The 20,625-nt window shown below is 64.0% G+C and carries 18 protein-coding genes and 1 pseudogene; 15 read left to right on the top strand and 4 right to left on the bottom strand.

The window, feature by feature from the left end; genetic code table 11:
* Positions 1 to 48: 48 nt before the first annotated feature.
* Both U5A56_RS28305 and U5A56_RS28300 read left to right on the top strand, forming a co-directional pair.
* A pseudogene (locus U5A56_RS28305) lies at positions 49 to 483 on the top strand (RHS repeat domain-containing protein); the annotation flags it as partial.
* 123 nt (positions 484 to 606) lie between these two features.
* The gene (locus tag U5A56_RS28300) at positions 607 to 924 is read left to right on the top strand and encodes a hypothetical protein (RefSeq protein WP_321925788.1); all 318 of its coding nucleotides are present in this window, start codon (positions 607 to 609) and stop codon (positions 922 to 924) included.
* 112 nt (positions 925 to 1,036) lie between these two features.
* Here U5A56_RS28300 and icmH read toward each other — a convergent pair whose 3' ends face one another.
* The 3 genes from icmH to tssJ all read right to left on the bottom strand — a co-directional run bounded on the left by icmH (position 1,037) and on the right by tssJ (position 3,876).
* Positions 1,037 to 1,819: a type IVB secretion system protein IcmH/DotU gene (gene icmH, locus U5A56_RS28295; protein WP_044845934.1), complete on the bottom strand. Its 783-nt coding sequence runs from the start codon at positions 1,817 to 1,819 to the stop codon at positions 1,037 to 1,039.
* Entirely contained in the window at positions 1,816 to 3,162 is a 1,347-nt protein-coding gene (tssK, locus tag U5A56_RS28290; protein ID WP_321925735.1) for a type VI secretion system baseplate subunit TssK, read from the bottom strand. Before tssK ends, icmH begins: the two co-directional genes overlap by 4 nt.
* 102 nt (positions 3,163 to 3,264) lie before the next feature.
* Positions 3,265 to 3,876: a type VI secretion system lipoprotein TssJ gene (gene tssJ, locus U5A56_RS28285; protein ID WP_044845932.1), complete on the bottom strand. Its 612-nt coding sequence runs from the start codon at positions 3,874 to 3,876 to the stop codon at positions 3,265 to 3,267.
* Positions 3,877 to 4,254: 378 nt separating this feature from the next.
* Here tssJ and U5A56_RS28280 point away from each other — a divergent pair, with 378 nt between their 5' ends.
* The 13 genes from U5A56_RS28280 (at position 4,255) to U5A56_RS28220 (ending at position 19,709) form a co-directional block, all read left to right on the top strand.
* Positions 4,255 to 4,896: a tetratricopeptide repeat protein gene (locus tag U5A56_RS28280; RefSeq protein WP_124522218.1), complete on the top strand. Its 642-nt coding sequence runs from the start codon at positions 4,255 to 4,257 to the stop codon at positions 4,894 to 4,896.
* A gap of 44 nt (positions 4,897 to 4,940) precedes the next feature.
* Complete coding sequence (tssB, locus tag U5A56_RS28275; RefSeq protein WP_059465242.1) at positions 4,941 to 5,456, top strand: type VI secretion system contractile sheath small subunit; 516 nt, start codon at positions 4,941 to 4,943, stop codon at positions 5,454 to 5,456.
* A 15-nt stretch (positions 5,457 to 5,471) separates the two neighbouring features.
* Entirely contained in the window at positions 5,472 to 6,962 is a 1,491-nt protein-coding gene (tssC, locus tag U5A56_RS28270) for a type VI secretion system contractile sheath large subunit (protein ID WP_006751237.1), read from the top strand.
* A gap of 70 nt (positions 6,963 to 7,032) precedes the next feature.
* Positions 7,033 to 7,536, top strand: a complete 504-nt coding sequence (locus tag U5A56_RS28265; protein WP_006477093.1) for an Hcp family type VI secretion system effector — start codon at positions 7,033 to 7,035, stop codon at positions 7,534 to 7,536.
* Positions 7,537 to 7,598: 62 nt separating this feature from the next.
* Positions 7,599 to 8,084: a type VI secretion system baseplate subunit TssE gene (gene tssE / locus U5A56_RS28260; RefSeq protein WP_044845929.1), complete on the top strand. Its 486-nt coding sequence runs from the start codon at positions 7,599 to 7,601 to the stop codon at positions 8,082 to 8,084.
* Between the two features lie 77 nt (positions 8,085 to 8,161).
* Positions 8,162 to 9,997, top strand: a complete 1,836-nt coding sequence (gene tssF / locus U5A56_RS28255; RefSeq protein ID WP_124487868.1) for a type VI secretion system baseplate subunit TssF — start codon at positions 8,162 to 8,164, stop codon at positions 9,995 to 9,997.
* Positions 9,961 to 11,061: a type VI secretion system baseplate subunit TssG gene (tssG, locus tag U5A56_RS28250; RefSeq protein ID WP_124667624.1), complete on the top strand. Its 1,101-nt coding sequence runs from the start codon at positions 9,961 to 9,963 to the stop codon at positions 11,059 to 11,061. The genes tssF and tssG overlap by 37 nt, the downstream gene beginning before the upstream one ends.
* A gap of 40 nt (positions 11,062 to 11,101) precedes the next feature.
* The gene (gene tssH / locus U5A56_RS28245; protein ID WP_321925732.1) at positions 11,102 to 13,771 is read left to right on the top strand and encodes a type VI secretion system ATPase TssH; all 2,670 of its coding nucleotides are present in this window, start codon (positions 11,102 to 11,104) and stop codon (positions 13,769 to 13,771) included.
* A gap of 44 nt (positions 13,772 to 13,815) precedes the next feature.
* Entirely contained in the window at positions 13,816 to 14,937 is a 1,122-nt protein-coding gene (gene tssA / locus U5A56_RS28240; RefSeq protein ID WP_321810691.1) for a type VI secretion system protein TssA, read from the top strand.
* Between the two features lie 67 nt (positions 14,938 to 15,004).
* Positions 15,005 to 17,797 (top strand): type VI secretion system Vgr family protein, encoded by a 2,793-nt coding sequence (locus U5A56_RS28235; RefSeq protein ID WP_321925729.1) that lies wholly within the window; start codon positions 15,005 to 15,007, stop codon positions 17,795 to 17,797.
* The gene (locus U5A56_RS28230) at positions 17,794 to 18,708 is read left to right on the top strand and encodes a LysM peptidoglycan-binding domain-containing protein (protein ID WP_321925727.1); all 915 of its coding nucleotides are present in this window, start codon (positions 17,794 to 17,796) and stop codon (positions 18,706 to 18,708) included. The genes U5A56_RS28235 and U5A56_RS28230 overlap by 4 nt, the downstream gene beginning before the upstream one ends.
* A complete protein-coding gene (locus U5A56_RS28225) occupies positions 18,705 to 19,235 on the top strand; it encodes a hypothetical protein (RefSeq protein ID WP_321925726.1) in 531 nt (176 codons plus the stop codon). The genes U5A56_RS28230 and U5A56_RS28225 overlap by 4 nt, the downstream gene beginning before the upstream one ends.
* 12 nt (positions 19,236 to 19,247) lie before the next feature.
* Positions 19,248 to 19,709 carry a hypothetical protein gene (locus U5A56_RS28220; protein ID WP_321810688.1) on the top strand — a complete coding sequence of 154 codons (462 nt, stop codon included), beginning with the start codon at positions 19,248 to 19,250 and terminating at the stop codon, positions 19,707 to 19,709.
* 331 nt (positions 19,710 to 20,040) lie between these two features.
* Here the strand turns inward: U5A56_RS28220 and U5A56_RS28215 are convergent, their stop codons facing one another.
* Positions 20,041 to 20,616, bottom strand: a complete 576-nt coding sequence (locus U5A56_RS28215) for a DUF3592 domain-containing protein (RefSeq protein ID WP_321821173.1) — start codon at positions 20,614 to 20,616, stop codon at positions 20,041 to 20,043.
* Between the last annotated feature and the right edge of the window lie 9 nt (positions 20,617 to 20,625).

Here is a 20,625-nt window from a genome sequence, read left to right as displayed (position 1 = left end):
GATAGCGCTCTGCGGCAATCTGGTGCGCGGACACCACGTCTAAGATTTGTTCGACGATCGACATTGCCCGCGCCGCTCGCCGAGGAGCGATATCGCTATGACGCGGCCGGGCAATTGTCGCGGATCGAGGACAGTCGCAAGGGCGGGACGGACTATCGATACGATCCGGTCGGGCGGCTGATCGAGGCCACCAGTCCGGTCGCGAAGGAGCGATTTGCGTTCGACCCGGCGAGCAACATCATCGATCCGGTGCGGTCCACCGAAACGCCGGCCTCCCGTTCGAGCCCGGTGCGGCCGGAAAGCACGTTGCCGGTCGAGGTGTCGAAGGTGTTGGGCAACCTGCTGAAGGCGTATGCGGGGATGCACTTCGAGTACGACGCGCGCGGGAATCTGGTGCGCAAGCGCACGCCGGCGGGGGAGCAGGAATACGAGTGGGACGAGTTCAATCGCTTGCTGTCGGCGCGGGTTGCGAGCCGACCTCGCGCATACGAACTTGGCATAATCACGCCTTGCTCGACACGAGCGCCGCTGCGCAGACACACTTGTGCAACCGCCGCATCTTGGCTTGGGCGTATTGACTCCAGTCCCGTTACCACCGCAATACCCATGTCGACCATCACCGCGACCACCGCGTCGCTGAAACACATTCTCGAACGCCCCGGCGATTTCTCCGGTTGGCTCTGCCTGCCGCCGATGCCCTGGACGCTCGATACAGAGGGCGCATTCACTGAAGACGCCAACGACCCCGAAGCCGCCACGCCGCCCGCTACCGCACCGCAACCCGGCTGGCGCGTCACGCTGAATAGCGCGACGATCGAGGACATCGTGATCAACGCGCATGACCAGGTCGACGAACCGAGCGTCGCGCAATTGTTCGACGCGTTCGTGTTCTACGTCGACAACGAGGAATTCATTCTGCTCTGACGACGCACGACGCACGACGCACGACGACGCGCCCCACGCACCACAGTAAAAAAGGACCGCCGAGCGGTCCTTTCTTCACGAAGCGTCAACATCCGAACGAAAAGCCTGCCCCTCAAGGCAACGAAATCGTCAAATTCGCCGACTCCGGCCCGACCTTGATCACCTGCGAATAAGGCGCCAACGCCTGCAACGTCTTGTCCTTGAGATAGGTATTGAGCCCGAGATACCCGAGCAGGGCCACCAGCGCAAACACCGCCCCGATCGCCCAAACCGGCACCTCCCGCTTCAGCCGATGCGCGATCTGATCCGGCAGCGGCCAATGCGGCGCAAACGCCGCCCGCTTGCCCTTCATATGCGCGATCTCATCCCCCAGCCGCGCGGTGAGGTAAGCGAGCTTCTCCGGCCCCTCGAGCAGATACTTGCCCTGGAACCCGAGCAGCAGGCACATATGAAACACCTCGAGCGACTGCAACCGCGCCGCGCCTTGCGCGCGACATTCCTCGAGATACTGAAAGAACTTCTCCCCCGCGAGCTGCTCGCCGAACAGCACGAGCTGCAGCGGCCGGCGTTCCCAGTCGGTGCGGATCTTGAACTGCGACGACAGCACCATTTCATCGACCGCCGCGCAATACGCGAACTTCGCGCCATACACGTCCTCGGCCGGGATGTTCAGCTTCTTCGCGCCACGCTCGAAATCCGCCAGAAACTCCTGGATCTTCGTGCTGAACTCGCTCGCGCTGTCCGGCTCGCGGCCGTTCTTGAGCAGGAACAGCATGAAGAACCCGTCGTACAGCAGGTCGAGCAGCGAACGGGCCTGGAACGCGGCGTCGGTCGACGCCGGGGTATGCAGCGGGGCCGGCGCGTTGTCGCCGAACAGGGAAGGCGCGTAGCTCATGATGTGACCGCGATCAGTTCGAATTTCAGGTCATTGATGCCAGTCGGCGCGTAGATCATCGCGGACTGGGCCTGCAGCATGCGCTCGTACAACGCGCCGCGCGAGTCGAGCTGGAAATAGCATGCACCGGGCCGCACCGGAATCGCGGGCGGCACCTGCGGCATGTACGACAGCCGCACGCCGGGCATCGCCGACAGCACGAGCTTGTCGACGTCGTCGGGCGCGCCGACCTTGAAGCGCGCCGGCACCGCATCGATGAGCTCGACGTTCGGCATGTCCGCTGACACCGCGAGATAGAACTCGGTCTTGTCGTCGATCTTGCCCGAATCGAGGCGGCCGAGATGGAACGACGGACGCACCTCGTCGAGCGTGATCGCGAAGTAGCGCGTCGAGATCACGGTGTCGAGCAGCTCGCGCAGCATCAGGTCGAGACGCGCAAAGCTCGGGCCCGGATCGTCATGGCGATACACGGGCAGGTCGGCGAGCGTGTAGCCCTTCGAAAACGTCATCAGCTGCCCCGCGAGGCGCAGCAGTTCCTGGAACAGCCGCTCCGGATGCAGCGCCGCGTGCTGGTGCAGGTGCGCGAGCGTCGCGAACGCGGCATTCGCCGTGTGCAGCAGCCAGAACGACGCGATGTCGCCCGAGCGGAATTCGATGATGTTCTTCGACGGTTCGCGGTGAAAACCGTACAGCGCGTTCACCTTCGCCTGCAGCGCGTCGACGAGCTGGCGCAGCCGCTGGTGCAGGATCGGCGACGCGTCGATCGCGAGGCACGGCGGCACGAAGTTGTCGTCCATCTCGAAGCCGGACGTCGCTGTGCGGCGCACGCGCACGAGCGGCACCGACAGAAGCTGGTCGCGCGGCTCGCTGTGCGCGATCAGCTTGACCTGCGTCTTCAGGAACGTGATGTCGGCTTCGGCGGCGTCGGTGAAGTTGTCGGCGACGCTCGTCTGCTCGCTGACGAAGCGTGTCATGAAGCCGGCGGCCGGATCGTCGCTGTAGTTGGTGCCGTTCTCGCGCAGCGGGTGCAGCGCGAGGTAGAACACGAATTCGTTGATGCCTTGCGGCAGCGTGTCGAGCGCGATCGGCGGCGGCAGGTCGTCGGCCTGCGGCGCGGCGTAAAGCGCACCGTCCGGAAACACGAGCGCGAGCTCGGCCACGCGCAGCACGTTGCTGCCGAGCGCATCGCGGTCGATGCGCACCGAGCGCACGCCCCAGTTGTACGGCTGGATCGCCTGGATGGATTCGAACAGGCGCGCCTCGTGGTACGCGTCCTGCCGCTGAAAGTGTTGAGGCCGGAGGAACAGCCCTTCCCCCCACAGCACCTTGGCCGAATAACTCATGTCAAATCCGGTTAATGTCGCGTTGCGATGTAATCGATTTGTTCGTGCCCGAATTAATCGCCATTTTGTTAACTCTTGTTAAATGACATTCGTGCGTCATGTTTAACCGCAGGTCACCGACGAAAGCAAATTCAGCGGTTGCGAAGGCGCACCCTGTTGCGGTGCGATGACAGAGCCGTCGGTGACCGTCATCGCGCAATTATGCAGGCCGATGATTATGCCGGATTTCTCCGACTTTGCCGGGTCGAACGTCAGTTTCCATCGCTGGATTGCGGGATCGCGGAACAGCGCGACGATGCCGAATGCCTGCGCTTCGCGCGATAGCTTTTCGGTTGCCGTATAGCGCTGGCCCGGAATCAGCGTGATTTCACGCACGTTCAGCAGATCGGCGCCCAGCGCGGCCTTTTCCTTGGTCGGATCGGTGAATGCGTCGAACGGCGCCTGCTGGAACGAAGTCGGATCCTTCAGCGCGTAGAGCCTGACCACTAACGCGAGCGGCTTGTGATCGTTCGCGGCATTGAGGTTCGGCGCGGCGGCGAGCGTGAGCCCGATGTTGCGCGGCGGTTTCTGGGCATCCGGCACGTCGGGCTTGCCGACGCCGGCGGCCTGCATGACGGCGCTCGCGGCGGAGCCGAGCAGCGGGGCGGCCGCGCATCCGGCCAGGAGCGCGCAGGCAATCAGCGGCAGCGCATAGCGAATCATGGACGATCTCATCGTGTTTCCGGCGTGCCGCCTTTAACTCCCCTGTCAAAACTGCCGGGTATTTCCGCGTTCGCCGCGAATCCCCGGCGTATCGGCCGTTCAACTATTAAGCACACGCGCCCGGCAGCGTGCCTTCGGAAATTTTTTCCGTCGTTCGCGCAAAGCGTTGCGGGCCAAGTAAAACTTGCGCATTCCGGTCGATGCGAAAGCCGTCGGCGAGCCGCTGCCAGAGGCGTTTCGAGGGGGTAGCGCACGATTTTAAAAGGAATTACTCTGCACGCAGCGATTGAATTATGAAAAATTGATCGGTACTATACCCGCGCGCTTCTTGCAAAGCAAAAGAACCAGATTCTCAACGATTTTAATACTCACGCGCCGGTGGATATAACGATGAAAGACCGTCTCTTCGCAAAACTTTCTGGGGTAGTGCTGGCTTGCGGCGTGATCGCCGGTTGTGCGAGCCAGCCGCCGGCGCCGCCGTCTGCCGAGGTGTTCAACAAGTCGCTGGCCGATGCGGACGCCGTCGCGAAATCGGGTGACCAGGACAAGGCGCTCGGCCTGTACCAGCAGCTCGCGAAGTCGGATCCGACGCGCGAGGAGCCGTGGTCGCGCATCGCGCAGATCCAGTTTGCCCAGAACCACTACGGCCAGGCGATCGTCGCCGCGCAGGAAGCACTGCAGCGCGATGCGACCGACCGTCAGGCGAAGAGCGTGCTCGCGGTCGCGGGGCTGCGGATCGCGACGCAGTCGCTCGGCGAACTGCGCCAGGATTCGTCGCTCGCGGGCGACGCGAAGTCGGACGCGCAGGCGCTCGCGAAGCAGCTGCGCGACACGCTCGGCGAATCGGCGCTGTTCCCGCCGGAGCAGAAGGCGCAAACGCGCAAGGTCGTGCGTCGCCAGATTCACCGTCCGAAGGCCGGCGCCGGCGCTGCAACCGAGGTCGCCGCCGGTGCTGCCACCACGCCGACGGCGTCGGGCAACACCGCGCCGCAGAAGGGCGGCGCCGATCCGTTCAGCGCACTGCGCAACTGACCGCAACTGACGCGATAACCACAACTAACCTGGGAGCCGTCGAGATGGCCAAGAAAGAAAGCATTCAGAAAAGCTTGCAGAAAATACGGCCGCCGCGCGTCCAGCTGACCTACGAGGTCGAGAAGGGCGACGCGATCGAGGTAAAGGAACTGCCGTTCGTCGTCGGGGTCGTCGGCGATCTGGCGGGCCAGTCGGAAGTCGAGCAGCCGAAGCTGCGCGACCGCAAGTTCGTCAACATCGACCGTGACAACTTCGACGACGTGATGAAGGCGATCGAACCGCGTGCCGCGTTCCAGGTGGAAAACCGCCTGAGCCCGGAAGGCGGCAAGTTCGCGGTCGACCTGAAGTTCCGTTCGCTGTCGGATTTCAACCCGGACGAAGTCGTCGAACAGGTCGAGCCGCTGCGCCGCCTGCTCGAGGCGCGCTCGAAGCTCGCCGACCTGCGCAACAAGCTCGCCGGCAACGACAAGCTCGAGGACCTGCTGTCCGAAGTGCTGAAGAACACGCAGCAGCTGCAGGAGCTCGCGAAGGGCACCGGCGGCGACAAAGACGGCGAATGACGACGGAGTGTTGAGATGAACCAGCAAACGGCTGCGGCCCAAGCGAGCGGCGCGGAATACGCCGCCGGGACTTCGCTGCTCGACGACATCGTCGAGAAGAGCAAGGTCGCGAAATCCGATTCCGAGCATGCACGTGCGAAGGACCTGATCGGCGAACTCGTGCACCAGGTGCTCGACGGCACGGTGATCGTGTCGGACAACCTGTCGGCGACGATCGACGCGCGCGTCGCGGAACTCGATCGCCTGATCTCCACGCAGCTGTCCGCGGTGATGCACGCGCCGGAATTCCAGCGCCTCGAAAGCACGTGGCGCGGGATGGATTACCTGGTCAAGGAAAGCAACACCGGCCAGACGATCAAGATCAAGGCGCTGCACGCACCGAAGCGCGACCTCGTGCGCGACTTCAAGGGCGCGAGCGAGTTCGACCAGAGCGCGCTGTTCAAGAAGGTCTACGAAGAAGAGTTCGGCACGTTCGGCGGCTCGCCGTTCGGTGCGCTGATCGGCGATTACGAGATCTCGCGCCAGCCGGAAGACATGTACTTCATCGAGCAGATGTCGCACGTCGCGGCGGCCGCGCACGCGCCGTTCATCGCGTCGGCGTCGCCCGAGCTGCTCGGCCTCGAGTCGTTCTCCGACCTCGGCAAGCCGCGCGATCTCGGCAAGGTGTTCGACACGGTCGAATACGCGAAGTGGAAGTCGTTCCGCGATTCGGAAGACTCGCGCTACGTCGGCCTCACGCTGCCGCGCTTCCTCGGCCGCCTGCCGTTTAATCCGAAGGACGGCCAGACGGCGGAGAACTTCAACTTCGTCGAGGACGTCGACGGCACCGAGCACGACAAGTACCTGTGGTGCAACGCGGCGTGGGCCTTCGCGGCACGCCTGACGGCCGCATTCGACGACTTCGGCTGGTGCGCGGCGATCCGCGGCGTCGAGGGCGGCGGTCTCGTCGAGGACCTGCCGACGCACACGTTCAAGACCGACGACGGTGAAGTCGCGCTGAAGTGCCCGACCGAAATCGCGATCACCGATCGCCGCGAGAAGGAGCTGAGCGACCTCGGCTTCATCCCGCTCGTGCATTGCAAGAACTCGGATTACGCTGCGTTCTTCGCCGCGCAATCGGTGCAGAAACCGAAAAAATACAGCACCGACAGCGCGAATGCGAACGCCGTCCTGTCCGCCCAGCTTCAGTACATCTTCTCGGTATCGCGCGTCGCGCACTACCTGAAGGCGATGATGCGGGACAAGATCGGCAGCTTCGCATCGGCGCAGAACGTAGAGACTTTCCTCAACCGGTGGATTTCGCAGTACGTCCTGCTCGACGACAACGCGTCGCAGGAACAGAAGGCGCAATTTCCGCTGCGCGAGGCATCCATACAAGTGTCGGAGATTCCGGGCAAGCCGGGCTCGTATCGTTCGGTCGCGTTCCTGCGTCCGCACTTTCAGCTCGACGAACTCTCGATTTCTCTGCGACTTGTCGCTGATCTGCCCAAACCGGCAAATTCATAAGCGAGTAAATCGCCCGGGCGGGCCGCCTGGGTAGGACGTTAAAACCACCTCTTTGGGGAGTCGAAGGGCCATGTTACATATGCACTTGCAGTTTGGTAGTCCGGCGGTGAAGGGCGAATCCGCGGACAAGGACCATCAAGGCTGGATCGAGCTGAAATCGTGGGATCACTCGATCGTTCAGCCGCGTTCGGCAACGGCATCGACCGCAGGCGGTCACACGATGACGCGCTGCGAGCACGGCGACATGATTTTCACGAAGGAAATCGATTCGTCGAGCCCGCTGCTGTATCAGCACGCGTCGGGCGGCACCACGTTCGATGAAGTGACGGTCCATTTCTCGCGCGCGGACGGTGAAGGCAAGCGCGTGCAGTATCTGGAAGTGAAGCTCAAGTACGTGATCATCTCGAGCATCGCACCGAGCGTTCGCGAAGAAGGTCTGCCGCTCGAGACGTTCTCGCTGAAGTACGCGGCCGTGCAGTGGAAGCAGACCCAGCAGAAGATCGGCGGCAACCAGGGCGGCAACACGCAAGGCGCCTGGAGCCTGACGAAGAACGACAAGACCTACGCGGTCTAAGGTCGGTTGCGGCAACGGGGCGCTCGGCGTCCCGTTGCCGTTTTCGCTGTGCACGCCGGCCGATGAAAAGATTCGAACCCAGTTTTCTCGACAAGCTGTTCGACGACGAACCGCATCTGCCGGCCTCGGCCGCGATGCGGCAATTGTCGCTGGACGAGCTCAAGAACACGGTCGCCCGCGACGTCGAGGCGATTCTCAACACCCGTATCGCGCACACCGAAATCGAGCTGGCCGCGCTGCCGGAGTGCCAGAAGTCGGTGCTGACCTACGGGCTGAACGATTTCGCGGGGCTGAGCCTCGCGAGTCACTACGACCGCGCGTTCATCTGCAAGTCGATCCAGCAGGCCATCGCGCGCCACGAGCCGCGGCTGCAGCAGGTGCAGGTGACGTTCGAGCTGAACGAGCAGTCGACCAACGCGCTTTACTTCGCGATCCAGGCGCTGCTCGTCGTGCACCCGGCCGAGGAGCCGGTGAGTTTCGATGCGATGCTGCAGCCGTCGACGCTGCAGTATTCGGTCACGCGCGCACGCGCGGCCAGAATGCTGTGAATCGAGCTGCCGAGCGGGCCGGACCGCCCGGTGGTGGATCAGGGTCCGGCAGGAAATATTGAGGTTCGGGGTCGTCGATGGAAGAATTGCTGCCGTATTACGAGCGCGAATTATCGTTTTTGCGGCGCTATTCGCGAGATTTCGCCGAGCGCTATCCGAAGATCGCCGCGCGGCTCGCGTTGTCCGGCGAGCACTGCGAGGATCCGCACGTCGAGCGGATGATCGAGTCGTTCGCGCTGCTCGGCGCGCGCATCAACAAGAAGCTCGACGACGACTACCCGGAATTCACCGAAGCGCTGCTGGAAGTGCTGTATCCGCACTACCTGCGGCCGTTCCCGTCGTGCTCGATCGCGCAGTTCACGCCGGCGTCGCCCGGCCAGCAGACCGAACCGGTCGTGATCGACCGCGGCACCGAGCTGAAGAGCCGCCCGATCCGCGGCGTGCAGTGTCGGTTCCGCACCGCGTACGACGTGACGCTCGCGCCGATCCGCATCTCGGAGGCGCGCTACACGCCGGTCGCGCTCGCACCGAGCGCGACGGTGCTGCCGTCCAACGCGACCGGCGTGATCTCGATCACGTTCGAATCGCTCGCCGCGCAGCTCGATCTCGGCGCGCTGAAGCTGCCGACGCTGCGCGCGCACCTGCACGGCGAGCAGTCGTTCGTCGCCGCGCTGACCGACTGCCTGTTCGTCAACGTGCTCGGCGCGTACGTCGAGCCCGAGCGCAACGGCCGCTGGACCGCGCTGCGCAAGCTGCCGATCGCGCACGCCGGCTTCGACGAGGACGACGCGCTGATCGACTACCCGGCGAAGTCGCACCCCGCGTATCGCCTGCTCACCGAATACTTCGCGTTCCCCGACAAGTTCGATTTCGTCGATTTCGATCTTGCGGCGATCGCGCGCGCGTCGGGCCGCTGCCAGCGCGCGACGCTGCATCTGGTGCTGCAGGACGTGCGCAGCGATTCGCACGTCGCGCGGCTGCTCGAGCTGCTGACGGCCAGCCATTTCCGGCTGTTCTGCACGCCGATCGTCAACCTGTTCCGCCAGCACGGCGAGCCGATCCGCATCACGCACCGCGCGGTGTCGTACCCGGTGATCGCCGAAGCGCGCCGCGCGTTCGCGTACGAGGTGTACTCGATCGATTCGGTGAAGCTCGTCCGGCAGCAGGCGCATGAGGAATCGGTGATCGAGTTCCGGCCGTTCTATTCGCTGCATCACGGCGAATCGGCACGGATCGGCCACTACTGGTTCGCGCGCCGCAACGACTGGGTCGCGCAGAAAAGCCCCGGCTACGAGACCGAGATCTCGATCGTCGACATCGACTTCGAGCCGACCTCGCCGCAGACCGACACGCTGAGCCTCGACCTCACCTGCACGAACCGCGACCTGCCGGCGATGCTCGCATTCGGCCTCGAAGGCGGCGACCTGTTCCAGGAAGGCGGCGCGCAGACGAGCGGCATCTCGATGCTGCGGCGCCCGACGCAGAGCGTGCGCTTCGAGCGCGGCCGCGCCGCGCACTGGCGGCTCGTGTCGCATCTCGCGCTGAACCACGTGTCGCTGGTCGCGCACGGGCTCGCGCCGCTCAAGGAAATGCTGACGCTGTACGACCTGCGGCGCACCGCCGTGTCGATGCGCCAGATCGACGGTCTCGCCGGCGTCGAGCAGCGCGGCGCCGTGCAGTGGCTGCCCGGCAAGCCGTTCGCGACCTTCGTGCGCGGCATCGAGATCCGACTGACGATCGACGAGGAGCACTTCGTCGGCGCGAGCCTCGCGTCGTTCGTGCGCGTGCTCGACAGCTTCTTCGGGCTGTACGTCCATCTCAACAGTTTCGTTCAACTAGTCGTGGTGTCGAAGCGCACCGGCGAGGAGATCATTCGATGCAAGCCCCGCACCGGCGAATCGATCCTGGCGTAGTCGACGCGCTGCTCGACGAGCCGCACCGCTTCGAGTTCTTCCAGGCGGTGCGCGTGCTCGAAGGGCTGTTCGCGCGGCAGGCGTCCGATGCCCCCGGCGCGTGGCGGCAGGGCGACGTCGTCGCGCAGCGCATCGAATTCCGCAACACGCTGTCGCTCGGCTTTCCGCCGAGCGAGATCGAAGGCGCCCGCTCGTTCGACGACGACGGCACGCTGCTCGACTCGGGCGAGGATCGCGGCGCCGCGCTCGCGGCCGGCGAGCTCGGTCACGTCGAACTGACACCCGCATTCTTCGGGCTGCTCGGCGGGCAGGGCGCGCTGCCGCTGCACTACACCGAGCAGATCGTCGCGCGCGAGCACCTGAAGCGCGACCACGCGGCACGCGCCTTCTTCGACGTGTTCTCGAACCGCGCGACCGCGCTGTTCTACGCGGCGTGGAAGAAATACCGGCTGCCGTTCCATTACGAACTCGACCGCGACGAGCGCTACCTGCCGCTCCTGCTCGCGATCGCCGGCGTGCCGAGCGACGAGGTGCGCGACAGCCTCGCGGCCGGCGCGGGCGGCGTGCTCGACGAGGCCGTCGCCGGCTACGCGCTCGCCGCGCGGCACCGGCCGATGTCGGCCGCCTACCTGCAGCGCACGCTGTCCGATTACTTCCGCGTGCCGGTGAAGATCGACCAGTTCGTCGGCAAGTGGTACGACGTGCCGCCCGACCAGCTGAGCGTGCTCGGCGAGGTCAACGCGGTGCTCGGCGCGACGGCGCTCGTCGGCGAACGCGTATGGCAGCGCGACATGCGCGCGCGGATCGTCGTCGGCCCGCTGTCCAAGCGCGACTACGAGGCGTTCCTGCCCGGCGGCGCGCAGGCCGTCGCGCTCGAGCGGATGCTGACGCTGCTCGCCGGCGTCACGCTCGAATACGAGGTGAAGCTCGTGCTGAAACGCACCGAGGTCGGCGCGAGCGTGCTCGGCGCGGGCTCGCGGCTCGGCTGGGACGCGTTCCTCTGCACCCGCGACGCAGCCGACGACCGCTCGGACGCCCGCTATGAACTGCACGTGATTCACTGATTCCGAACGACAACAAACAATCGAACCTGAGATCGACGCCATGAGCACGCCTCTGAAGACCCTGATCACGAAACTGAACCCGCTGTGCCGGCACGCGACCGAGCGCGCGGCGAGCGCGTGCCTGGCGCGCGGCCATTACGAGGTCGATCTGGAGCATCTGTTTCTCGCGCTGCTCGACCAGGCGACGGGCGACCTGCCGCTCGCGTTGCGTGCGAGCCGCGTCGATCCGCATGCGCTGCGCGCCGATCTCGAGCGCGAACTCACGCGCCTGAAGACGGGCAACACGCGCACGCCGGTGTTTTCCGTGCACCTGATCGCGCTGTTCGAACAGGCCTGGTTGATCGCGTCGCTCGATTCGCAGCTCGGCCGCATCCGTTCGGGGCACCTGCTGCTCGCGCTGCTGACCGCGCCCGATCTCGCGCAGTTCGCGCAGCGCATGTCGTCGCAGTTCGCGGAAATGAACGTGACGGACCTGAAGCACAAGTTCGACGAGATCATGGCCGGTTCGAGCGAGGCCGAGCCGCGCCAGGCGGATGCGGAAGGCAGCGACGTCGCGCCGGCCGCCGACGGCGCCGCGCCCGCGGCCGGCCCGTCGAAGACGCCCGCGCTCGACACGTACACGACCAACCTCACGCAGCGCGCGCGTGACGGCAAGATCGACCCGGTGATCGGCCGCGAAGCCGAGATTCGCCAGGCGATCGACATCCTGATGCGTCGTCGCCAGAACAACCCGATCATGACCGGCGAGGCCGGCGTCGGCAAAACGGCGGTCGTCGAGGGTCTCGCGCTGCGGATCGCGGCCGACGACGTGCCGCCGCCGCTGCGCGGAGTCGCACTGCACGTGCTGGACATGGGTCTGCTGCAGGCCGGCGCGAGCGTGAAGGGCGAGTTCGAGAACCGCCTGAAGAGCGTGATCGACGAGGTGAAGAAGAGCGCGCACCCGATCATCCTGTTCATCGACGAGGCGCACACGATCATCGGCGCGGGCGGCCAGGCCGGCCAGAACGACGCGGCGAACCTGCTGAAACCGGCGCTCGCGCGCGGCGAGCTGCGCACGATCGCCGCGACGACCTGGAGCGAATACAAGAAGTACTTCGAGAAGGATGCGGCGCTCGCGCGGCGCTTCCAGGTCGTGAAGGTCGAGGAGCCGAGCGAGCCGCTCGCGGCCGCGATGCTGCGCGGGATGTCCGGGTTGATGGAGAAGCACTTCAACGTACGGATTCTCGACGATGCGATCACCGAGGCCGTGCGCCTGTCGCATCGCTACATCAGCGGCCGCCAGCTGCCGGACAAGGCGATCAGCGTGCTCGACACCGCGTGCGCGAAGGTCGCGCTCGCGCACAGCGCGACGCCCGCGGCGATCGACGACACGAAGAAGCGCATCGAGCGCATCGACGCGGAAATTGCGTCGCTGGAGCGCGAAGCGGCGGGCGGCGCCGCGCACGACGAGCGCCTGGGCGAGCTGCGCGGCGCGCGCGACACGGCGCTCGCACAATTGACCGAGGACGAAGCGCGCTATGCAGCCGAGCGCGCGATCGTCGCCGAGATCACCGAACTGCGCGACACGCTCGACCGGGCGCGCGGTCCGTCGGAAGACGGCGAGCCGGTCGACGTGCCGGCCACGCGCGAGAAGCTGGCCGAACGCGTCGCGGCGCTGCACGCGCTGCAGGGCGGCGAGCCGATGGTGCCGCTGCAGGTCGACGGTCACGTCGTCGCCGAGATCGTCGCCGCGTGGACCGGCATTCCGCTCGGCCGGATGGTGAAGGACGAGATCGACACCGTGCTGAACCTGCAGCCGCTGCTGACCGCGCGCGTGATTGGCCAGGACCATGCGCTCGACGCGATCGCGCAGCGCGTACGCACGGCGACCGCGAACCTCGAGGATCCGAACAAGCCGCGCGGCGTGTTCATGTTCGTCGGGCCGTCGGGCGTCGGCAAGACCGAGACGGCGCTCGCGCTGGCCGACATCCTGTACGGCGGCGAGCGCAAGATGGTCACGATCAACATGAGCGAGTACCAGGAAGCGCACAGCGTGTCGGGCCTGAAGGGCTCGCCGCCGGGCTACGTCGGCTACGGCGAGGGCGGCGTGCTGACCGAGGCCGTGCGCCGCAACCCGTATTCCGTCGTGCTGCTCGACGAGGTCGAGAAGGCGCATCCGGACGTGCTCGAGATGTTCTTCCAGGTGTTCGACAAGGGCACGATGGACGACGCCGAAGGGCGCGAGATCGACTTCCGCAATACGCTGATCATCCTGACGTCGAACGTCGGATCGGCCGCGGTGATGCAGGCGTGCCTGAACAAGCCGGCCGACGAGCTGCCCGATCCGGACGCGCTCGCCGAGGCGCTGCGCCCGCAGCTGTACAAGACGTTCAAGCCGGCGTTCCTCGGCCGGATGAAGGTCGTGCCGTACTACCCGATTTCCGACGACGTGCTGGCCGAGATCATCGAGCTGAAGCTCGAACGGATCCGCCGCCGCATCGAAGCGAACCACAAGGCCGCGTTCGAGTGGGACGAATCGCTCGTCGACGCGGTGCTCGCGCGCTGCACGGAGGTCGATTCGGGTGCCCGCAACGTCGACCACATTTTGAACGGCACGCTGCTGCCGGAGATCGCGGGCCACGTGCTCGGCCGGATCGCCGACGGCGCGGCCATCGCGCGCATCGCCGTGCGCGCGGACGAGGCCGGCGAATTCGCCTATACGGTCGAATGAGCCTCCGCACGCGACATCTCATGCATCAACGGATTCACTGAACCATGCCGATCAATCTCCCCGAGCTGCTGACGCCGATCAGCGATGCATCGCCCAGCGGCGACGACCTGCTGTTCTCGAACGAATTCGACGCGATCCAGGACGCGCGGCGCTACGACGATCCGACGCTCGACCAGGGCGAGTGGGTGACCGAGATCAAGGAGGCCGACTGGGGCTTCGTCGTCGATCACGCGGGCGCGCTGCTGCGCACGCGCACCAAGGACCTGCGGCTCGCCGTGTGGCTGACCGAGGCGCTCGCGCTGGAGGACGGCATCACCGGCCTCACCGAAGGCTATGCGCTGCTGGAAGGCCTGTGCCGCGACTACTGGGACACCGTGCATCCGCTGCCGGAAGGCGACGACGTCGAATACCGGCTCGGCAACGTCGCGTGGCTGTCCGGCCGCACGGCCGAGCTGCTGCGCGGCATTCCAGTGACGGACGGCGCATCGAACGCGTTCACCACGCTCGACTGGGAAGTCGCGCAGCATGTGGCGCAGGCCGTGAAGCGCGATCCGGAACACGCGGACGACATCGCGCGCGGCAAGCCGTCGGTCGAGCAGGTCGATGCGTCGCGGCGCGTGACGTCGATCGCGTTCTACACGACGCTGCTCGCGAACCTGAAGGCGTTCGAAATCGCGCTCGACGCGTTCGAGGAGCGGCTCGTCGAACGCGCCGGCGATTCGGCGCCGAGCTTCCGGCAGACGCGCGACGCGTTCGAGACCGTGTACCGGCTCGTCGAGCGCTTCGCGCGCGAGCAGGGCTATACGGGCAGCGCGCCGCATGCGCCGTCGGCGCCGCAGGCGCAGCCCGAGCGCATCGAGCCGAGCTTCGGCGACGCGTTCCACACCGAGGAGACCCATGTGCAGTCGCAGACCGCTCCGCGTCCGCCGGTGACGCAAATGATCGCCGGCATCCAGAACCGTGCGCAGGCCGTCGACCAGCTGCGTGCGGTCGCGCGCTACTTTCGCCAGACCGAGCCGCACAGCCCGGTCGCGTATCTCGCGGACAAGGCCGCCGAATGGGCCGACATGCCGCTGCACAAGTGGCTCGAGAGCGTCGTGAAGGACGACGGGTCGCTGTCGCACATCCGCGAGCTGCTGGGGGTGAGGCCCGACGAGCAGTCGTGAGCCGCCGCTTGTTGACCTGAGAGCGCGGGCCCGGCGGGCTCGCGATGAACGAGAAGAAGGGTGACGCATGAACGTGACCGAACTGGCACAGGCGATTCGTGGTGGCCTGATCCAGCAGGATCGGCTGCTGAAGACGGACATCCCGTCGCTGCCGAACAATGCGCTCGTGCCGCGCCGCGCCGTGACCCGTTCGGCGCTCGGCCGCGATTTCAGCGTGGCGCTCGACCTGGTGTCCATCGCGAGCGACGTCGAGCTCAAGACGCTGATCGCGCAGCCGATCACGCTGTGGATCCAGCAGCCGGACAAGTCGTATCTGCCGATCAACGGCTATGTCCACACGGCGCGACGGCTCGGCGCCGACGGCAGCCTGTCGAGTTACCAGCTGCGCTTCGCGTCGTGGATGCATTTCCTCAAGTTCCGCAGCGACATGCGGTACTGGCAGGACCAGCCGGTCGACGCGATTCTCTCCGACGTGTTCGATACGCATCCGCAGGCCAGGGGCCAATACCAGTTCGCGTTGTCGAAACCGTTGCCGTCCCGGTCGTACTGTCGCCAGAGCGAAACCGACTGGAACTTCGTGCACCGGCTGATGGAGGACGAAGGGCTGTTCGGGTTCTGGCGGCACAGCGAAGACGGGAACGCGCATACGCTCGTCATCACCGACGACGTGCATGCGGTCGATGCGCTGTCCCCGAATGTCGTTACGTTCGATCGTTCCGGCAGCGGCACCGAAACCGCCGGGTTTACGCAATGGACCGCATCGCGGACGTTGCAAAGCACGCTGCACACGACGCGCACGTTCGACTACAAAGCGCCGTCGTCGGCGGGCAATCCGAACGGCACGTCGCTGCCGACCAAGGCCGGCCAGGGCGACCTGCCGGGCCAGGCGGAAATCTACGAATACACAGGCGCGTACACGTATCCGGGCCAGGACCGCGGCGAACACCTGTCGAAGATTCGTCTCGAGGAATGGGAGTCGCGCGCGAAGCGCTTCTTCGGCGTGGGCGGCGTGCGCGCGATCGATGCCGGCCGGCGCTTCACGCTGAGCGGTCATCCCGAGCACGATCGCGATTCGGCGGGCGATCGCGAGTTCGCGGCCATCGGCGTCACGCGGTACATCGAGAACAATCTGCCGGTTTCGGACCACGAAGCGAGTTTTCCGCATAGCCTGCAGGACCAGCTGGCGCAGGTGAAGGCCGGTCACGGGGAAGCGGCGGCGTTCGAAGTTGGGCATGACGACGGCTCCGCCGGGTTCTATCTCGTCGAGGTCGAAGCGCAGCGCGCGAGCGTGCCGTACCGCAGCCCGTTCGAGCATCGCAAGCCCGCGATGCAGCTCGAGACGGCGATCGTCGTCGGGCCGAAGGGCGAAGAGGTTTATACGGACGAGCTGAACCGGATCAAGGTCATGTTCGTCTGGGACCGCCAGAGCGAAGGCCGCGAGAACGCGTCGTGCTGGATGCGTGTCGTGCAGTCCGATACCGGCGGCGGGTACGGCGGCGTGCATATTCCGCGGGTCGGCGAGGAAGTGCTGATCGGCTACATCGGCGGCGACTGCGACCGGCCGATCGTCATGCATCGCGTGTACAACGGTGCGACCAGGCCGCAGTGGCATAGCAACGGGATCCTGTCGGGCTTCCGGTCGAAGGAGTATGCGGGATCGGGGCACAACGAGATGGTGCTCGACGACGCGACCGGGCAGAACCGCGCGCGCCTGTTCAGCAGCAGTGCGAATTCGTTGCTTCATCTCGGCTATCTGATCGAGCAGAACGGGAACACGCGCGGTGCGTATCTCGGCTCAGGCTTCGACCTGCGCACGGATGCGTACGGCGCGATGCGGGCCGGGCAGGGCCTGTACGTGACGACGCATCCGAAGCAGGCGAACAGCCAGCCGCTCGACGTGAGTGAGGCGAAGCAGCAGCTTGGCAATGCTGAGGGGCTGATCGAATCGATGTCGCAGGTCAGCGAGATGCATCAGGCGGAGAGTCTCGGCACCGGTCGCGATGCGCTCAAGCAATTCGTCGAGGCGACGCAGAGCAGCGTGGCGGGGGCGGCTTCGGGCGGCGGCAGGACTGCAGGCGGCGGGACGGGGAATGCGAATGCGTTCAAGGAGCCGGTGATGTTGTTCGCGAGCCCGGCGGGGATCGGGGTGGCGTCGCAACAAAGTACGCACCTGGCTGCGGACCGGTACGTGAACGTGGTGAGTGGTCAGAGCACGCATCTCGTCAGCGGCAAATCGCTGGTGGCGAGCGTCAAGGAGAAGCTCAGCCTGTTCGCGCAGAACGCGGGCATGAAGCTCTTTGCCGGGAAAGGCAAGGTCGAGGTGCAGGCGCATGAGGACAATATCGAAATCACCGCGCAGAAGACGGTGAAAATTCTCTCTGCGACCGAGAACACGGAAATCGCGGCGGCGCGGGAGATTTTGTTAACGTCCGGGGGTGCGTATATCCGAATTGCTGGCGGAGATATCGAAATTCATGCACCTGGTCGTGTCGATGTAAAGGGAAGCCAACATAGTTTTGCTGGTCCGGCGCGTTTAAGTTATCCATTACCCGACTTGCCTCAATCGTCGCCCACAAAATTCAGTCAGAGAGTTTTGTTCAGATCGATAGACGATGGTCAGTCTGTCAGTCAAGTAAAGTACTCGATGTTCGCCGTGTCGCCGGAAGCGGCGCGGCGTATCGTCATGGGGGTGTCTGCTGACGAGGGTTCTGAGCGAAGAGTTAACCCTGCTGAGACCGAACATCTGACAGTGCTTTACGGTCAAGGCGAGTGGGGTGCAATATACGACTTCAATATCGATCGGGAAAACGACGAATCGATGACAGATTTCGTACAAGAAGGCGATGCTGGAGTTGCATGAAAATGGAGACTAAAAACGAATATGTCGTCCGCCCCGGCGATACCCTGAGTGCCATTGCGCACACTCACGGAACGACAGTCGATGATCTCGTCAAATTGAATCGGATCGAGAACTCCCGCTTGATCTATCCAGGACAAAAGCTTGTCCTTTCCTCTCCCGCTGCGGACCCTGTCGAAGCGTTCTTTGCCGAATTGTGGATTCGCGTCACGGACGCAAAAGGCTTGCCAATTCAAAACCTGAAGACGACGATCGTGACAGCTGCAGGTCGGCACAAGCATGCTACCGATGAACACGGGGTCGTGCCGCCCGTGAGAACGCGAAAGGCTGACGAAAAGATTCACGTATATGTGGCGAAGATCGATGGAGGGAGAAAGAAGGTAGCTGAACTTAAACCGCCTGCAGGCGTGCATCAGGCGACGTTACAAAGCCCAAAGCTGAAGGCGCAGATCCCGCTGCGTGTCCACACAGGTGGCAGTGATCATCAAGAGAAGGCGCCGTTGCCCCTGCCTCCAGGAGAGGTGCAACACAATCGCGACAGTTCAGGAAATCCGGTCGTAAATGCAGGTGTCGAATGTCCTAATAAGGACAATCTGCGTTTGGGGCCGAACAGCAAGTTTCGCGACTACATCCTTGCCGCGAGCAAGAAAAGTAATTTCAAGCCGCAGGCCGTCGCGTCGGTTGTGAATATCGAGGCAGCGAAGCTTTCAGTTGTTGTTGAAAAAAAATCAAGGTCAAAGGTAAGGAAAAGACGAAAAAGGTGCGCGTTTCCACTGGCGAATGGGATCCCAATTCGGCAGCGTCGAAGTCGACAGCGAGAGGGCTCACGCAATTTCTCGCGGGTACATGGCTGGGCGAGGCGATCAGGCCTGGAACTTTTATCAACCAAAAGGCCGAAGCAAACGGGTGGGTGAAGAAGGACGCAGCCGGGCGATTCAGCGTGGTTCCTGAGCACAAGGCCGAACTTCTGGAGTTGCGGATGAATGCCGAGGCGGCGATCATGGCGGCGGTGGATTACGGTATGTCGAATTTCAAGGCACTCGAAGGTGGTGGCTACGATTTCTCGAAATTGAATGATGGGGAGCGCGCGAAGATGCTGTACTTGTCTCACCACTTAGGAGCAGGCGATGCAAAACGGTACTTGGCCGGAACAATTGCTGCGGAGGATACGTACACCGAAGCAAAGCCGCACCATCCTCCCAGACTCATTGCCCGCGGGGCCAAGACGCTTTTGACGGCGCAGGTGGGAAGCGCGGCAGCAGCGAAGCGTGCGGAAGAGAACGGTGGGAACTATGTCAAGGCTCACCGCCTGTGGTTGAGCCATCTCGTCGACACAGGTGTCAACTTCAAGAACTTCGCATGTGACCCTTCGAAACTTGAAGATGTTCGTCCGCTGCTGGATCTTGTGACTGTCGTCGGTGGTACGAACCCCACTTTTTAGGAGGCGAGTTTGTTGAAGTCGTTTGTTGTAATGTTGATGGCGATCTGTTGCATCAGTGTCAAGGCGCAGACATCCGGGGGAGATCACGATACGATCCGTACCGTTGCGGGCACATTGCAGATATCAAAGATCGTCCAACCGGGAAGCGATGGCGTTACATTTAATGTCGAGCTCGATGGCAAGCAATTCGATCACCTTTACGGTTCACGCTATGTGTACTATCCGGATTCGAAAGAACAGGATAAGGCCGTCTCGCGGTTGATCGTCGAAGACTTCAGCGGCGGTTTTTCGGATCCACCGGCGGTCTCCCTGTACGATTTCCGCCAAAAACCCGCCGCAGTCTGGTCGGTTAGCGACAAGTTGGATATTGACGATGTCCGATGGCTGCCTGGCCGCGTACTGCTTAGTGTGGGGGGGAAGTGGTTTGCTTTCGCGAACGGAAAGCTCGTGGCAGTTCACAATAGAAGGAAATAACCCGACATGTCCGTGGGTTCAGCCTGGTTGAAGGCGTGTCGATCCAGGCGGAGCTCGTCGGACTGCTCGATGCCGTTTCGCCCGTCATGTCAGAGGGAGCCGGAACACTGATCGGAATGGTGCCCTATCCGAGCATGTTCGAGACCGGCTTTGGGGAAATGCATCCGCAGTGTTTGACCGAATTGACGGAGCAACGAATGAAGACGCTTGGATTACCTTAAACACGCGCACGATCAGTGAACGGCCGGTCCTCAGCTACCGACAACGGCGATCGGCGCCTCGCATGAACGATCGTGACCAGCGCGATCCGAACCCGCCATGCACATCCGCATCACGAACCGCTGACGCGATTCCGTGCACGCCGCGCTTTCCGCTTCGCCGCGCTTTTTTTGCGATCCTCGATCCACGGCAGCAGCGAAATGCTTGCCGCAGACAGCATCAACCCGGCGACCAGAGCAAACAGACCGAATCCGATTTCTCGTACCCATTCCCCGCCCACAACCGCTTCGTTGCGCCGCGCAATACCCGGAAACATCGGCGAAACGCGCAGGTCATCGTTCGCTGCGGCGCTGCAATACTTCTTCGTGAACGCGGCGAATTGTTCGCGGCTGATGTTCTCGGCGGCCGAACGCGAATACACCGGCGACCCGGCAGGCTGCCACGTCGTATCGTACTGCTGCGCCTGTCCCGCGCCATAGCGGAACAGGGCGCGCGCCTCCCATGTCGCATCGGATTTTCCGTATCGCAGAGACAACTCGCATCGCTCGACAATGGCGGGGACGTGAGGCCACGCACGAGCGCGAACGAGGATGGCGGAATTGATCGTGCCATCTATACCCACCAGTACGAAGAGCCCACCAACGAACAGAAGAATGGCCGACCACAAGCAGCGGATCGCGTATTTCACTGGAATCGC

Origin of the sequence: Burkholderia sp. BCC1998, assembly GCF_905339875.1 — a bacterium.
GTDB lineage: Bacteria > Pseudomonadota > Gammaproteobacteria > Burkholderiales > Burkholderiaceae > Burkholderia.
The sequence above is the reverse complement of the archived record's forward strand: the minus strand, read 5'-3'. Positions and strand labels throughout refer to the sequence as shown.